We start from the raw sequence: 14,528 nt of genomic DNA on the forward strand, positions 1-14,528 counted from the left end.
ATCAGGGCGAAGGGGTCGCCGTGCCGGTCCTCGGGGATGAACGGGAGCGGCGGGGCCAGCTGGAAGGCGGGAAGGCGCCGAGTTCCTCCGGCGCGTCGGCGATGTACTCGCCGAAGGAGCGCAGCACGGTGGCGGCGTCGTCCAGTTCGAAGAGCATCGGCCCGCCGTAGATGTCCTTGACGGGGCTGAGCCGGAACTCGAAGGAGGTCACCGCGCCGAAGTTGCCACCGCCGCCGCGAAGGGCCCAGAAGAGGTCGTCGTTCTCCTCCTCGCTCGCGACGAGCAGCCGGCCGTCCGCGGTCACCACGTCTGCGGAGATCAGGTTGTCGCAGCTCAGCCCCAGTCCGCGGGCCAGGTAGCCGATGCCGCCGCCGAGGGTGAGCCCGCCGACACCCGTGGTCGAGATGATCCCGCCGGTCGTCGCCAGACCGAAGGCGTACGTCGCCGCGTTGAAGTCGCCCCAGGTCGCGCCGCCTTCGGCGCGTGCTGTCCGATGTCGGGGGTCGACCCGTACGCCGCGCATCCCGGACAGGTCCGCCACGACACCGCCGTCGCAGGTACCGAATCCGGGCACGCTGTGCCCGCCGCCCCGCACCGCCAGGTCGACCTCGTTCTCCCGTGCGAAGTCGACGGTGGCCATGACGTCGCCCGCGTTGACGCAGCGCACGACGGCGGCCGGCCTCCTGTCGATCATGGCGTTGTTGACCGTGCGCGCTTCGTCGTAGGCGGCGTCGTCCGGGGTGGTGACCGTCCCGCGGACACGTTCGCGCAACTGCTCGATCGAGAGCTTGCTCATGGCAATCGCTCCTCGCGGCTGTACCCCGCCACTCGCCCTGTCGCCCGAGTACGGTGCCTCTTCCACGCTACGCCGATGGGGCGAGGCCTCAACTCGAGACCGGTGGAGCCCCGGCTCCAGCCGGACCCGCGGGGGAAGCGATGCGTGCGCAGGGCGTCGCGGACGTCCCGCCCCGCACGCTGCCAGGTACTACACCAACGTCACACGGCCCGGCCGCGTCCCCGGCGCGCTCGATTTCTCGACGCCGGTGGAGCGCTCAGCCCCGCGCGGTCAGACGATCCACACCGCGCAGGCCGCGAGGACCGCGCCGGACACCACCATGGCGATGACCAGGCCGCGCGTGCTCTTGGGGAGGCGCTCCGGAAGGCTCACCTCCTGCGGGCGCTTCGGGTCGTAGATGACGTCCATGCGGCCCCCGACCCGTACCGGCGGGAAGACGAACGGTCCGACGGTGTGCTGCCGGGCCGGAGCGCCCACCGGGGTGTACTCCAGCAGGAGCATCGAACCCGCCGCGACCTGGCCCACGTTCACGCACACCGCCGAGGTGCGTATGCCCCGCCTGAGCAGCGGGCTCGAATGAAGGTAGATCCCCAGCGAGATCCCGAACACCAAGAGCCCGACCAGTACGCACAGCATGATCAACATTGCCACCGACAACGCCCCCCGACCGACGGAAAGCCCAGATCGTCGCCGACCGGTGGCGGCGCCGCAAGGCCCCCGGGGACCGGGCGTGCCGCCCGGATCCCCGCTCCTGGCCCCCGTACGTCCGCCGGGCTACGCCCCGTACTCCCGCAGGACCCGCCGTGCCACCCCCGTGATGTGGAGTTCGTCCGGGCCGTCCAGGATCCGGGCCGTGCGCCCGGAGCGGTAGAGGGCGGGCAGGGGGGTGTCGGGGCCGAGGCCGGCCGCGCCGTGGATCTGGACGGCCGAGTCCGTCACCTGCTGGAGCATGCGGGCGGTGGCCACCTTGGCCAGCCCCACCTCCACGTGCGCGTCCCGTCCGGCGGCGATCCCGGCCACGGCCTCGTGGACGAGCGACCGGGTGCTGCGCAGCGCCAGGAGCGATTCGAAGACGTGCTGCTGCACCAGCTGGTGCCCATGGAGCGGACCGCGGGCCCCGGTAGGGGAGTTCACGCGCTCACACATGAGGTCGAAGGCGCGCTGTGCCTGGCCGAGCCAGCGCAGGCAGCGCAGGGTGCGGCCCAGCTGGAGCCGTTCCCCGGCGACGGCCAGGGCCCCGCCGCGTTCGCCGAGGAGGTGGTCGGCGTCCACGGGTACCCGGTCGAACTCGATCCCCCACTGGCCGGACGCGCCCAGCACCGGCAGCTCCCGCACCACCCGGAAGCCGGGCGCCGAAGTGGGGACGACGAGCAGCGACAGCCCCGTACGGTTCCCCGGCTGCCCGTCGGTGCGGACCAGGACGGTGACCACATCGGCCTCGGCGGCGTGCGAGGTGAACCACTTGCGGCCGCTCACGGTCCAGCTCCCGTCGGCCTGTTCGACCGCGCGCGTGGAGGTGAGGAACGGGTCGGTGCCCGGGGAGTCCGGGTCGGTCATGGCGTAGCAGGCGCGCAGCTCGCCGGCCGTCAGCCGCTTCGGGTACAGCGCGCGCACCCGGTCGCCGCCGTGGCGCCACAGCATCGTCGCGTCCAGCAGCGGGGCCGACCCCAGTGCGGCCGGGCCGTGGTCGCTGGCCTCCTCGGCCTGGCGATGCCCAGCAGCGCGACGTGCATCATCGCGAAGCGCACCGGCATGATGACCACCCCGACGATGACCACCCCGATCACGGGCAGCCCGACGGCGGCCAGCAGCAGGGCGAAGCCCGCCCTTTGTACGGGGGCCAGTTGCAGCAGGGTTCCGAGGTCGGCGCCGACGGCCAGCGCGGCGCTCACCGGACCTCCCGCAGGCGGCCCGCGGCCATCTCCAGCACGCGGTCGCAGCGTTCCGAGAGCGCCCGGTCGTGAGTGACGACGACGAGCGTCACGGGCAGCGCGGTCAGTACGTCGGCGGCCTCGTACTGTCCGGCGAAGTCCAGGGCGGCGGTCGGCTCGTCGGCGAGCAGCACCCCGGCGCCGGCGGCGACGCAGCCGATCGCCCGGGCCAGGTAGATCCGCTGGAGCTGTCCGCCGGACAGGGTGTGCAGCGCCCGCCCGGTCAGTGCTCCCACGCCCAGCCGGTCCGCGGCCTCGTCGGCCGCCCGGGGGTCCCCACTGCTGGCGAGGAGTTCGCCGCCCAGGAGCGGGAAGCGTCCGGCGGCCGGCTTCTGCGGAATCCACGCGCACGCCCGCCGCCGCCAGGCCGGGTCGCCGCCGCGCCCCCCGACCAGGATGGTTCCGCTGACCTGGGGGTGCAGTCCGAGCACGGCGCGCAGCAGTGTGGTCTTGCCCGATCCGTTGGTGCCGGTCAGCGCGACGCGCTCACCGGCGGCGATCTCCAGATCGACCCCGACGACGGCTTCGACCCGCCCGTGCCGGCACCCCACCCCCTCCATCCGTACGTCCAGCCCGCCCATCGCTCGCCCCTCCGCTGACACCGGCCGTCTCTCCGCCCGCAGTTAGTCGGCGGACGAGGGCGCGCAGTTCCGGCGATCCACGATCTGGCGCGGCGGGTGGGTGCGGGGTCGGGGGAGAGAGAGGGGAGCAGAGCCTGTCGGGTTCGCGCCGTCCAGCCGGGCGGGACCAGCCATTCCGCACGGGCGTTCCATTTTCTACAAGCGGCCCGGCCCACCTCGCGCCATGATCACGGCGCCCCGTTCGGAGGCGATCAACACACCTGTGATCAAAGGGAGTCGAGCCATGCCCGAAACCGTCCGAACCCCACGTCGCACCACTCTCTGGCGCCGTGCCATGGCGAGCGCCGTCGTCCTGGCCGCGACCGGATCCATCCTCGCCGCCGCCCCGCAGCCCGCCCATGCCGCACTGCCGGCGCAGTCGATAGCCGACCCCGTGCACTACTGGAACGACGTGCTGCAGAACGTCTTCCGGCGGACGGGTGGCGGACCCGTCCCGATGGCCCGCGCCGCCGCGATGATGAACGCCGCGATCTACGACGCGGAGTCCTCGTACCAGCTGAAGTGGAAGGGCAAGATCACCTCGGAGCCGTACATCCACGCGGAGAACTACGCGGGCTGGGCCGAGGGCCCGGACGAGGAGGAGCGCGTCATCGGGCGTACGGCCTACAACATCCTTCTCGGCCTCTACGGCAACAAGCAGAGCCGGTACGCCGACCAGACGCAGTACCTGGACTCGCGCTTCCGCGAGCGGTTCGGCACCGAGCCCACCGCAGGCGACTTCCTCGACCTCTCCGTGGTCGGCACCATGGTCAGGCAGATGACGGACGCCCGCACGGGCGACGGCTCCGAGAACCCCCAGGTATACGTGGGGGACAACAAGCCGGGCGCCTGGCGGCCGACGAGCTACCCCGACATGCCCGATGCCTCCTGTGACGAGGACAGCGACGCGATCGACCCGCTCTGGGGCCAGGTCAAGCCGTTCTCGCTGGCTTCCGGTTCCCAGTTCCGCCCCACGACCCTGGCCCAGTACGGCTCGTACGAGAACCTGGTGGCGAGCGACGAGTACAAACGCCAGGTCGAGGTGGTCCGGACGGCCGGCGCCGACAAGCCGACGGCGGCCACCCCCGTGATCAACCGGACCCCGGACCAGCTCGCAGCCGCCTGGTTCTGGGCCAACGACAACAACGGCACCTACAAGCCGCCCGGCCAGATGCTCCAGGCCACCCGCGAGGTCTCCAGGGCCCGCAGCCTCGGGGTCTACGCCAACGCCCGCCTCTTCGCCCTCGTCTCCATCGCCCTCGCCGACACCGGAATCGCGGTCCGCGACGCCAAGTTCGCCACCCCCATCGACCTGTGGCGGCCCGTCTCGGCAATCCGCGAGGGCGGCTTCGACCCCCAGTGGAAGCCCCTGCTGAAGAGCCCGTCGGGGGTCAACGTCAGCCCCTGCTTCCCCGCGTACGTCTCCGGCCACGCCTCTTTCGGCGGTGCCTGGGCCGGGGTCATGAAGCGCTACTTCGGCAGTGACAACATCTCCTTCGACCTCACCACCGACGAACCGCTGGCCCCGGTCAAGACCCGCCACTTCACCAGCTTCAGCGCGGCCGGCAAGGAGGACGCCGACAGCCGCATCTGGCTCGGCGTCCACTACCCGTGGGACGCCACGGACGGCCTCGCCATGGGAGACAAGATCGCGAACCAGGTCTTCACCACGAAGCTCCGCACCCTCTGACCCGCCTCCCGGCGCACGGGTCCCGCCCCGCGGCGGGATCCGTAGCCACCCGCCGGCTCAGCTGCCGCCGGCGAGTTCGCCGCTGAGCTTCCCGTGCAGGTGGGCGCTGGGTCCGTTCAGGCCGGTGATCTCCACGCTCTTGCCGCGCCCGGCGTACCGGTGCTCGATCGCGTCGAGGGCGGCCACGGAGGAGGCGTCCCAGATGTGGGCGGCGGAGAGGTCGATGACCACCTTGTCCGGGTCGCCGGCGTAGTCGAACTGCTCGACCAGGTCGTTCGAGGAGGCGAAGAACAGCTCGCCGGTCACGCAGTAGACGACCTGGCCGCCGTCCGGATCGAGGACCGAGGTGACGTTGGCGAGATGCGCGACGCGCCGGGCGAAGAGGACCATCGCGGTGACGGAGCCCACCACGACGCCCACGGCCAGGTTGCGGCTGGCGACCACGCACACGACGGTGACGACCATGACGGTGATCTCACCGGCGGGCATCCTCTTGAGGGTCTTCGGCGCGATGGAGTGCCAGTCGAAGGTCGCGAAGCAGACCATGACCATGACCGCGACGAGCGCGGCCATCGGAATCTCGGACACCACCGGCCCGAAGGCGATGCACAGCACCATCAGGAAGGCCCCGGCGAGGAAGGTCGACAGCCGCGTACGGGCGCCCGACACCTTCACGTTGATCATCGTCTGGCCGATCATCGCGCAGCCGCCCATGCCGCCGAAGAACCCGGTGACGATGTTCGCGACGCCCTGACCGATGGACTCCCGCGTCTTCGAGGACCGGGTGTCGGTGATCTCGTCGACCAGCTTCGCCGTCATCAGCGACTCCATCAGCCCGACGAGCGCCATGGCCAGCGCGTACGGCGCGATGAGGGTCAGCGTGTCCAGGGTGAACGGCACGTCCGGAAGGCCCGGCACCGGCAGCGCGGAGGGCAGCGCGCCCTTGTCGCCGACCGTGGGGACCGCGATGCCCGCGGCCACGGTGATCGAAGTGAGGATGACGATGGACACGAGCGGCGCCGGGACCACCTTCGTGACCTTCGGGAAGAACACCATGAGTGCGAGCCCGGCGGCCATCAGCGGGTAGACGGCCCAGGGAACGCCGAGGAGTTCGGGGACCTGGGCCATGAAGACCAGGATGGCGAGGGAGTTGACGAAACCGACCATCACCGAGCGCGGGATGAACCGCATCAGCTTCGCCACACCGAGCGCGCCGAGCACGATCTGGAAGACGCCGGCCAGGATCACCGCGGCGATCAGATACCCCAGCCCGTGCTCCCTGTTCAGCGGAGCGATCACCAGGGCCACGGCGCCCGTCGCGGCGGAGATCATCGCCGGCCGCCCGCCGACGACCGAGATCACGACGGCCATCGTGAACGAGGCGAACAGCCCGATCGCCGGATCCACCCCCGCGATGATCGAGAACGAGATCGCCTCGGGAATCAGCGCCAGCGCGACGACCAGACCGGCGAGGACCTCGGTCCGGAACACCTTCGGCGAGAGCCAGACGGGCCGCCCCGGACGGCGGACGTCGCGCAGTCGCGCGGATATGGACGTGGGGGAGAAAGACAAGGGGCACGGACCTCGGGCTCGGGCACACCCAGACAGACAGGCGGGCGCGCGATCTCCGGAGACGCAGGAAAGGGCCTGATCCATTGACTGGATCAGACCCTTGACCTGGTCTTGCGAAGTCGGGGTGGCGGGATTTGAACCCACGACCTCTTCGTCCCGAACGAAGCGCGCTGCCAAGCTGCGCTACACCCCGATGTCCACCGTTGCAGCGCTGCTGCCCTGGCGACATCGATTACTTTAGCGGACCCTCGGCCGGAGACGAAATCCGGTTTTCACGCGGCGGACGGCAGCGGTCCGCCGCGACCAGGGCGAGACCGAGGGCGTAGAAGGCGAGGCCCAGGATCACCGCGTTCACCGCGACCCTGCCGTAGCCGTACTGGGCGGCGTCGATGAAGGGGTACGTGTACCGCGTCGGCGTGTCGGGGGACAGGAGGGCGCCGCGGGCCAGCGCGAAGGCCACGTAGAGAAGCGGGTAAGCCAGCCACTGCGCGGCGTAGCGCGGGCGCAGGGTGCGGGGGGCGGTCAGGAAGAGGAAGTCCAGGGCCGCGCCGATGGGGGTGACCGTGTGGAGGAGCTGGTTGGCTACGGACTTCGCGCCGGACAACTTGTCCAGGTCCTCGACCACGTTGAAGGGGCTCGACGGGTTGGCGAGGACCAGGTGGAAGACCAGCCCGGTGATCAGGATGAAGAGGAGGACTCCGCCCCGCCAGAAGGGGGGGGGCCACGTCCGGCTCGCGCCGGTGGACGCGGACGGCCGAGACCCCGAAGACGACCGCGACCAGGATGTTCGTCCAGATCGTGAAGAAACTGAGGACGACGGGCACGCTGCCGTAAGCGCACTCGATGACCAGGCCGGTGAGGGCCGCGGCCGCGATCAGCGCACGGAAGGCGGCGGTCGTGAGGCGGAGGGCGGCAGGTGCGATCATCCGGTCAACGTACCCGGCGGACCGGCCCGCGTTAGGCCTTCGGGGTCAGTGTCAGCAGGGTCGCCTCGGGCGGACACGCGAAGCGCACCGGGGTGAAGCGGTTGGTCCCGCAGCCCGCCGATACGTGCAGGTAGGCGCGTTGCCCCTGCGCCTCGTGCGTCGAGAGGCCCTTCACCCGCTTCGTGTCCAGGTCGCAGTTGGTGACGAGGGCCCCGTAGAAGGGGATGCACAGCTGCCCGCCGTGCGTGTGCCCGGCCAGGATCAGCGGGTACCGGTCGGCGGTGAAGGCTTCGAGGACGCGCAGGTACGGGGCGTGGACGACCGCCATCGAGAAGTCCGCGTCCGCCTCCGGCCCGCCCGCGACCTTCTCGTACCGGTCGCGCTTGATGTGCGGGTCGTCCAGGCCGGTGAAAGCCAGCTCCAGCCCGTCGAGCTTGAGCCGGCCCCGGGTGTTGGTGAGGTTCAGCCAGCCGGCCGCGTCGAAGGCGTCCCGCATGCCCTCCCACGGGTTGTGCACGGCGCCCACGACCGGGGCGTTGCCGTTGAGCCCGTGCTTGCCCTGGGTCTTCTCGATCAGGTAGCGCCCGGGGTTGCGCATCCGGGGGCCGTAGTAGTCGTTCGACCCGAAGACGTACACGCCGGGGAAGGACATCAGCGGGCCGAGCGCGTCGAGCACCTCCGGCACGCCCTCGGTGTCGGAGAGGTTGTCGCCCGTGTTCACCACGAAGTCGGGGCGCAGCCCCGCCAGCGAATGCAGCCAGGCGCGTTTCTTGCGCTGCCCGCCGACCATGTGGATGTCCGAGACCTGCAGGACCCGAAGGGGACGCATCCCCCGCGGGAGCACGGGCACGGTGACCCGGCGCAGGCGGAAGGACCGGGCTTCGAAACCGGCGGCATAGGCCAGACCGGCGGCCCCCGCCGCGGCGATCCCGGCGGTGACCTTCAGAGGTACTCCGTAACGCGCACGCATGGCCTCATGTTCGCAGACCCGGCGGGCACACCAGGAAACGGACGGGCGCCAAAGCCCCCGTACCTGGCAGACTCGGGCCATGACCACGCTCAAGGCCAAGCTCCAGGAAGACCTCACCACCGCCATCCGCGCGCGCAACGAGCTGCACTCGTCCACGCTGCGCCTGACCCTTTCCGCCATCACCAACCAGGAGGTCGCGGGCAAGGAAGCCCGTGTGCTCTCCGACGAGGAAGTCCTCAAGGTGATCGCCAAGGAGGCGAAGAAGCGCCGCGAGGCCGCGGACGCCTTCGCGCAGGGTTGCCGTCCCGAGCAGGCCGCGCGGGAGACCGCCGAGGGCGAGTTCCTCGACGGCTACCTCCCCAAGCAGCTCGGTGACGAGGAGCTCGGCGCGATCGTGGCGCAGGCCGTCGAGGAGGCCAAGGCGGCGGGAGCCGAGGGGCCGCGGGCCATGGGCGCCGTGATGAAGATCGTGAACCCGAAGGTCGCGGGGCTGGCGGACGGCGGGCGCGTCGCCGCCGCCGTCAAGAAGCACCTGTCGTAGTACTCGGGGGGCCCGGGGTACCCGAGGTACTCGGGGCAAACGACGAAGGGGCTCTCCACCGGATCCGGTGGAGAGCCCCTTCGTCGTTCTGCTACGGGTCCTAGTCGCGCCCGCCGATGATGCCCGGCGGGATGGTGATCCCGGCGAGGGGGTCGTCCCCGCCCTCACCGTCGCCGCCCGTACCGCCCGGGGTCCCGCCGGTGGCTCCGGCCGCGGCCTGCCCGCCGGGCCGCCCGTCGCCGGGCTTGCCGTCGCGGCCCGGCTTGCCGGGCTTCGTGGGCTTGCCGGTGGGCTTGCCGCCGGCGGCCGGGCTCGGGGTGTCGGGGATGTTCACCGTGGTGAAGCCCGGAGCCTCGCGGCCGGAGAGTGCGCCCGAGACCGCCTGCTTCCAGATCGGGCCGGGCAGCCCGCCGCCGAAGACCTTGTCGTAGTACTGGCCGCCGATGGTGATGTTCTCCATCGACACCTGCTTGGCGCCGCCGGAGCCGACCCAGGTCGCGCCGGACATGTTCGGCGTGTAGCCGACGAACCAGGCGTTGTAGCGGCTGTCGGTGGTACCGGTCTTGCCCGCGCTCTGCCGGTCGGACAGTCCCGACTGCTGGCCCGTACCCGAGTCGACCACGCCGAGCAGCAGCGTGTTGATGGTGTCGGCGGTCCGCTCGGTCATCGCGCGGCCGCACTTGGACTTCGGGACCGTCAGCGCCTTGCCGTGCGAGTCGGTGATCGACTCGATGGCGACCGGGGTGCAGTACACGCCGCGGTTGGCGAAGGTGGCGTAGGCGTTGGCCATGGTCAGCGGGGACATGCCCTCACTGCCGAGCGCGATGGCGGGGACCTCGGGGAGCTTGGTGCCGTTGGCCGGGATCACGCCGAGCTTGGTGGTCATCTCGGTGACGGGGCACAGGCCCATCTCGGAGATCATCTCCACGAAGTAGGTGTTGACCGACTTGGCCATCGCGTCCTTCATGCCGTACGGACCGACCTCGGACTCGGTCTCGTTCTCCACCTTGTACTTGCCGTCGTTGATCCAGGGCTTGTCGCCGCAGGTCTGCACCGGGCTCGGATAGTCCATGTCGTACGGGGCCGGGTACATCTTGGTCGGCGGCAGACCGCGCTCGATGGCGGCGGCCGCGACGAACGCCTTGAAGGTGGAGCCGGTCGGGAAGCCGAAGTTCGAGCCGCCCATCTTCTTGTCCACCGAGAAGTTGATCTGGGTCTCGTCCTTGCCGAAGCCGTAGGGCTTGGACTGGCCCATCGCGAGGACCCGCCCGGAGCCGGGCTGTACGAGGGTGACGGCCGTCGCGACCTTGTCGTCCTGGTCCACGTGGTCCTTGATGGACTCGTTGACGGAGTCCTGGGACTGCGGGTCCAGGGTCGTGCGGACCGTCAGGCCGCCCTGGTTCCAGACCTTCGCCCGCTCCTCGCGCGTCTTGCCGAAGGCGGTGTCGTCGAGGAACGAGTTGCGCACGTAGTCACAGAAGAAGCCCGCGCCCTTGACGGCGGTGATGCAGCCGTTCTTCGGCTTGGTCACCTTCAGCTTCACCGGCTTCGCCTTCGCCGCGTCCGCCTCCGCCTGCGAAACGTTCTTCACGTCGGCCATGCGCTGAAGGACGATGTTGCGGCGCTTCGTCGCCTCCTGCGAGTCGTTCACCGGGTCGAACCGGCTCGGCGACTGCACCACGCCCGCCAGCAGCGCCGACTCGTCCAGGGTCAGGTCCTTGGCCGGCTTGCTGAAGTACCGCTGGGCGGCGGATTCGATTCCGTACGCCTGCTGCCCGAAGTACGTGATGTTGAGGTAGTTCTCGAGGATCTTCTGCTTTCCGAGCTCTTCCTCGACCTGGATCGAGTACTTCAGCTCGCGGATCTTGCGCCCGAGGCTCTTCTCCTGGGCCTCGCGCACCTTCGTCTCGTCGTTGCCGGCCTCTTCGACGAAGACGTTCTTCACGTACTGCTGCGTCAGCGTCGAGGCGCCCTGCGCCGCGCCGCCCTCCTGGGCGTTGCGGTTGACCGCGCGCAGGATGCCCTTGAGGTCGACCGCACCGTGTTCGTAGAAACGGGAGTCCTCGATCGCGACGATCGCCTTCTGCATGTACGGGGAGATGGCCGTGATCGGGACCACCTGCCGGTCACGCGAATAGACCGTGGCGATCAGGCCACCCTCTGCGTCCAGAATCGTGGTCCGCTGGCTCAACGGCGGTGTCTTGAGATTGGCCGGGATCTCATCGAACCCCTCGACCGTCCCCTTGGCCGCGAGCCCCAGGGCGCCGGCACCCGGGATCGCGATGCCCGCGAGCACAACTCCGGAGAGAACGGACACACCGAGGAACTTGGCGGCCTGCTGTGGCCCCGTGAGCCCGCCGCCCGAGCGCTTCTTTCCCATGGAGGGCAGCCTACGTTCTCATTCGCCGGACACATGCGAATGCCTTGGCCTAAGCTGTTCCCAACTGTCACAGCAGCGCGGCGGGACATCAACCCCACGGCTTGTTTTTCACCCTTCCCGAATGGGGTGGACGCATGTCCGAATCTCGCCCCCTGTGACCAGGTCGCCCCGCCGATTTCACCCAAATCGCCGGAATGGTCGGGCATGTCGCAGGATCACTCCGTCGGGTGATCTGCCGCTTACCCATAGTCCGTTCGGACCATTCAAGATTGGGCCCGTCGGGGGTGTTGCACTGTGCCCACCTTCCGTAACGTCCTCAACTGGCAGCGGTGAATATGCCGCTACCGCCGTGGGGGAGCCTCGATTCGGGAGAGGACGGCGCCGGGATGGGCTGGGTTACCGACTGGAGTGCGCAGGCAGCCTGCCGCACTACCGATCCGGATGAACTGTTCGTTCAAGGAGCGGCACAGAACAGGGCCAAGGCGGTGTGCACCGGATGTCCGGTGCGGACCGAATGCCTGGCAGACGCGCTCGACAACCGTGTCGAGTTCGGAGTGTGGGGCGGAATGACCGAGCGGGAACGACGTGCGCTGTTGCGCCGGCGTCCCACCGTCACCTCGTGGCGGCGACTGCTCGAAACCGCCCGCACGGAGTACGAGCGCAGTACGGGCATCCTCACCATGGATGCCGATGAGGAGATCGACGTTCCGTACGAGACGTACGCGGCAGCCGGGTAGACCGCCAGGGCACCACGTCGTAGGAACGCCTACGCTCCGGCCGGAACCCCGGCCGCGAGTCGCTCTCCGATGGCCCGCAGCCCGGCGAGGTCGTGTACGTCGCCGGGCAGGGCAGCCACTTCGGTCACCGCCACCTCGGGGTGCAGCGAGGTGAACCTGTCGCGCGTGCGCTTTTCGCGCGCGATGACCTGCATGCGCTCCGCATGCAGGCGCAGCAGTCCTGCGGTGATCCCGTCCACGTCGGCGTCTACGGCGTCGGCGGCGGTCTCTCGCTCGGTGCGGGTCTCGGTGCGGGTCTCGGCATCCGTGTCGGTCTCGGTGTCCGAGTCGGGGTCCGTGGAGTCACGAAGACCAGCTTTCCCGGACTCCTGATCCACAATGCGGCCCTCTTCAAGATTCTCCGCGGCGGCCAACGCCCGCTCCGCCGAGAGCTGTTCGGCGTCACTGCCGTGCACCCGGTTCAGTACCAGCCCGGCCAGCGGCATCCGCTCCGCGGCCAGCCGCTCGACGAAGTACGCGGCCTCGCGCAGCGCGTCCGGTTCGGGCGCGGAGACCACGAGGAACGCGGTGCCGGGCGCCTGGAGGAGCTGGAAGGTGGCGTCCGCGCGGGTGCGGAAGCCGCCGAACATGGTGTCCATGGCGGCCACGAAGGTCTGTACGTCCTTCAGCAGCGAGGCGCCCATCAGCTTGCTGAGCGTGCCCGTCATCATCGACATGCCGACATTCAGGAACTTCATCCCCGCCCGGCCGCCGACCTTGGCCGGAGCCATCAGCACCCGGATGAACTTCCCGTCCAGGAAGGACCCCAGGCGCCCCGGCGCGTCCAGGAAGTCCAGGGCGGACCGGCTCGGCGGCGTGTCCACCACGATCAGGTCCCAGTCGTCCCGGGCCCGCAGCTGCCCCAGCTTCTCCATCGCCATGTACTCCTGCGTGCCCGCGAAGCCGGCCGACAGGGACTGGTAGAAGGGGTTGGCGAGGATCGCCTGTGCGCGCTCGGGATCGGAGTGGCCCTCGACGATCTCGTCGAAGGTCCGCTTCATGTCGAGCATCATGGCGTGCAGTTCGCCGCCGTCCGCGCCCTGCACCCCCCGTACCTTGCGGGGGGTGTTGTCGAGCGAGTCGATCCCCATCGACTGGGCCAGCCTGCGCGCCGGGTCGATGGTCAGGACGACCACCTTGCGCCCGCGCTCGGCCGCCCGGACCCCGAGCGCCGCGGCGGTCGTGGTCTTGCCGACCCCGCCCGCCCCGCAGCACACGATGATCCGGGTCTGCGGATCGTCCAGCAGCCGGTCGACGGCCAGCCGCGGGGGAACGTCCATGGTCCCGGCCTCGCTCATTCCTCGCCCACCTGCTTTCGCAGCTCCGCGGCGAGCCCGTAGAGGCCGGCCAGGTCGATCCCCGCGCCGAGCATGGGGAGTTCGTACGTCGGTACGCGCAGCCCCGCCAGGACGGTGCGCTGGGCGCGCTCCAGCTCCACCCTGCTGGCGTGCTCCGAGGCCTGCACGAGCAGCGGGTCCACCAGCCGCTCTGCCAGCCCGCCGCGCCGGGCGCTGCCGAGGCCGGCCCGGGACAGCGCCCTGGAGACGCCGGAGCGGTGCTCGCCCGCGGCGGCGCGCAGGGCGGCCTCGTCGAGGTGGTGCGGCCGGACCATGTTGACGATGACCCGTCCCACCGGCAGGCCCGCCTGCTGGAGTTCGGCGATCCCGTCGGCGGTCTCCTGCACGGGCATCTCCTCCAGGAGGGTGACCAGGTGCACGGCCGTCTCGGGGGACTTGAGCACCTTCATGACGGCCTGCGCCTGGTTGTGGATCGGCCCGAACTTGGCCAGGCCCGCCACCTCGTCGTTGACGTTGAGGAAGCGGGTGATCCGCCCGGTCGGCGGAGCGTCCATGATCACGTGGTCGTAGACGAACCGGCCGGACTTGTCCTTGCGCCGCACGGCCTCGCACGCCTTGCCCGTCAGGAGCACGTCCCGCAGCCCCGGCGCGATGGTCGTCGCGAAGTCGATGGCACCGAGCTTCTTGAGGGCGCGGCCGGCCGAGCCGAGCTTGTAGAACATCTGGAGGTAGTCCAGGAGTGCCCGCTCCGCGTCGATGGCGAGCGCGTACACCTCGCCGCCGCCCGCGGCGACGGCGATCTTGCGGTCCTCGTAGGGGAGCGCCTCCGCCCCGAAGACCTGGGCGAGGCCCTGCCTGCCCTCGACCTCCACCAGAAGAATCCGCTTGCCCTCGCGTGCGAGGGCGAGCGCGAGTGCGGCGGCGACCGTGGTCTTGCCGGTGCCGCCCTTGCCGCTGACCACCTGGAGCCTGCTCACAGGGCCCGAGCCTAATTCCTCCCGGGCGGCGGCGGTGGTGGCGGGGGCCCG

Annotated in this window: 12 protein-coding genes, 1 tRNA gene and 2 pseudogenes; 3 read left to right on the forward strand and 12 right to left on the reverse strand. The window is 70.3% G+C overall.

Features of this window, described 5'->3' with window-relative positions; genetic code table 11:
- Position 1: 1 nt before the first annotated feature.
- The 5 genes and pseudogenes from OTB20_RS42585 to OTB20_RS32030 all read right to left on the reverse strand — a co-directional run bounded on the left by OTB20_RS42585 (position 2) and on the right by OTB20_RS32030 (position 3,308).
- Positions 2-796, reverse strand: coding sequence for an FAD-dependent oxidoreductase (locus OTB20_RS42585; RefSeq protein WP_324290440.1), 795 nt, complete (start codon positions 794-796; stop codon positions 2-4).
- A gap of 270 nt (positions 797-1,066) precedes the next feature.
- The gene (locus OTB20_RS32015; RefSeq protein WP_267822903.1) at positions 1,067-1,447 is read right to left on the reverse strand and encodes a hypothetical protein; all 381 of its coding nucleotides are present in this window, start codon (positions 1,445-1,447) and stop codon (positions 1,067-1,069) included.
- A gap of 123 nt (positions 1,448-1,570) precedes the next feature.
- Positions 1,571-2,503 (reverse strand): annotated as a pseudogene (locus tag OTB20_RS32020) (acyl-CoA dehydrogenase family protein); the annotation flags it as partial.
- Positions 2,503-2,688: pseudogene (locus OTB20_RS32025) on the reverse strand (metal ABC transporter permease); the annotation flags it as partial. The pseudogenes OTB20_RS32020 and OTB20_RS32025, both read right to left, overlap by 1 nt.
- Positions 2,685-3,308 carry a metal ABC transporter ATP-binding protein gene (locus OTB20_RS32030; RefSeq protein WP_267822905.1) on the reverse strand — a complete coding sequence of 208 codons (624 nt, stop codon included), beginning with the start codon at positions 3,306-3,308 and terminating at the stop codon, positions 2,685-2,687. The pseudogene OTB20_RS32025 and the gene OTB20_RS32030, both read right to left, overlap by 4 nt.
- 283 nt (positions 3,309-3,591) lie before the next feature.
- On the opposite strand from OTB20_RS32030, the gene OTB20_RS32035 reads away from it, so the two are divergent.
- Positions 3,592-5,037 (forward strand): vanadium-dependent haloperoxidase, encoded by a 1,446-nt coding sequence (locus OTB20_RS32035; protein WP_267822906.1) that lies wholly within the window; start codon positions 3,592-3,594, stop codon positions 5,035-5,037.
- A 57-nt stretch (positions 5,038-5,094) separates the two neighbouring features.
- Here OTB20_RS32035 and OTB20_RS32040 read toward each other — a convergent pair whose 3' ends face one another.
- The 4 genes from OTB20_RS32040 to OTB20_RS32055 form a co-directional block, all read right to left on the reverse strand.
- Entirely contained in the window at positions 5,095-6,609 is a 1,515-nt protein-coding gene (locus OTB20_RS32040) for a SulP family inorganic anion transporter (protein ID WP_267822909.1), read from the reverse strand.
- Positions 6,610-6,728: 119 nt separating this feature from the next.
- A tRNA-Pro gene (locus tag OTB20_RS32045) sits at positions 6,729-6,802 on the reverse strand.
- Between the two features lie 39 nt (positions 6,803-6,841).
- Positions 6,842-7,294: a Pr6Pr family membrane protein gene (locus OTB20_RS32050; protein ID WP_324290442.1), complete on the reverse strand. Its 453-nt coding sequence runs from the start codon at positions 7,292-7,294 to the stop codon at positions 6,842-6,844.
- A gap of 272 nt (positions 7,295-7,566) precedes the next feature.
- Positions 7,567-8,505, reverse strand: a complete 939-nt coding sequence (locus OTB20_RS32055; RefSeq protein WP_267822910.1) for a metallophosphoesterase — start codon at positions 8,503-8,505, stop codon at positions 7,567-7,569.
- A 79-nt stretch (positions 8,506-8,584) separates the two neighbouring features.
- Between OTB20_RS32055 and OTB20_RS32060 the strand changes: the two genes are divergently transcribed.
- Positions 8,585-9,046: a GatB/YqeY domain-containing protein gene (locus OTB20_RS32060; RefSeq protein ID WP_267822913.1), complete on the forward strand. Its 462-nt coding sequence runs from the start codon at positions 8,585-8,587 to the stop codon at positions 9,044-9,046.
- 100 nt (positions 9,047-9,146) lie between these two features.
- On the opposite strand, the gene OTB20_RS32065 is transcribed toward OTB20_RS32060, so the two are convergent.
- Positions 9,147-11,426, reverse strand: a complete 2,280-nt coding sequence (locus OTB20_RS32065) for a transglycosylase domain-containing protein (protein WP_267822915.1) — start codon at positions 11,424-11,426, stop codon at positions 9,147-9,149.
- Between the two features lie 386 nt (positions 11,427-11,812).
- Between OTB20_RS32065 and OTB20_RS32070 the strand changes: the two genes are divergently transcribed.
- Positions 11,813-12,163: a WhiB family transcriptional regulator gene (locus OTB20_RS32070; protein WP_257559391.1), complete on the forward strand. Its 351-nt coding sequence runs from the start codon at positions 11,813-11,815 to the stop codon at positions 12,161-12,163.
- 29 nt (positions 12,164-12,192) lie between these two features.
- Here OTB20_RS32070 and OTB20_RS32075 read toward each other — a convergent pair whose 3' ends face one another.
- Together OTB20_RS32075 and OTB20_RS32080 are read right to left on the reverse strand one after the other, a co-directional pair.
- Positions 12,193-13,500, reverse strand: coding sequence for an ArsA family ATPase (locus tag OTB20_RS32075; protein ID WP_267822917.1), 1,308 nt, complete (start codon positions 13,498-13,500; stop codon positions 12,193-12,195).
- The gene (locus OTB20_RS32080) at positions 13,497-14,477 is read right to left on the reverse strand and encodes an ArsA-related P-loop ATPase (RefSeq protein ID WP_267822992.1); all 981 of its coding nucleotides are present in this window, start codon (positions 14,475-14,477) and stop codon (positions 13,497-13,499) included. Before OTB20_RS32080 ends, OTB20_RS32075 begins: the two co-directional genes overlap by 4 nt.
- Positions 14,478-14,528: the final 51 nt, after the last annotated feature.

The sequence above is a fragment of the Streptomyces sp. H27-H1 genome (assembly GCF_026627445.1).
GTDB lineage: Bacteria > Actinomycetota > Actinomycetes > Streptomycetales > Streptomycetaceae > Streptomyces.

What these genes read in the sequence shown, in the direction of transcription:
- OTB20_RS32035 (WP_267822906.1), top strand. Translation starts at nt 3,592, where the DNA reads ATGCCCGAAACCGTCCGAACCCCACGTCGCACCACTCTCTGGCGCCGT.
- OTB20_RS42585 (WP_324290440.1), bottom strand. Translation starts at nt 796, where the DNA reads ATGAGCAAGCTCTCGATCGAGCAGTTGCGCGAACGTGTCCGCGGGACG.
- OTB20_RS32060 (WP_267822913.1), top strand. Translation starts at nt 8,585, where the DNA reads ATGACCACGCTCAAGGCCAAGCTCCAGGAAGACCTCACCACCGCCATC.
- OTB20_RS32030 (WP_267822905.1), bottom strand. Translation starts at nt 3,308, where the DNA reads ATGGGCGGGCTGGACGTACGGATGGAGGGGGTGGGGTGCCGGCACGGG.
- OTB20_RS32070 (WP_257559391.1), top strand. Translation starts at nt 11,813, where the DNA reads ATGGGCTGGGTTACCGACTGGAGTGCGCAGGCAGCCTGCCGCACTACC.
- OTB20_RS32065 (WP_267822915.1), bottom strand. Translation starts at nt 11,426, where the DNA reads ATGGGAAAGAAGCGCTCGGGCGGCGGGCTCACGGGGCCACAGCAGGCC.
- OTB20_RS32055 (WP_267822910.1), bottom strand. Translation starts at nt 8,505, where the DNA reads ATGCGTGCGCGTTACGGAGTACCTCTGAAGGTCACCGCCGGGATCGCC.
- OTB20_RS32075 (WP_267822917.1), bottom strand. Translation starts at nt 13,500, where the DNA reads ATGAGCGAGGCCGGGACCATGGACGTTCCCCCGCGGCTGGCCGTCGAC.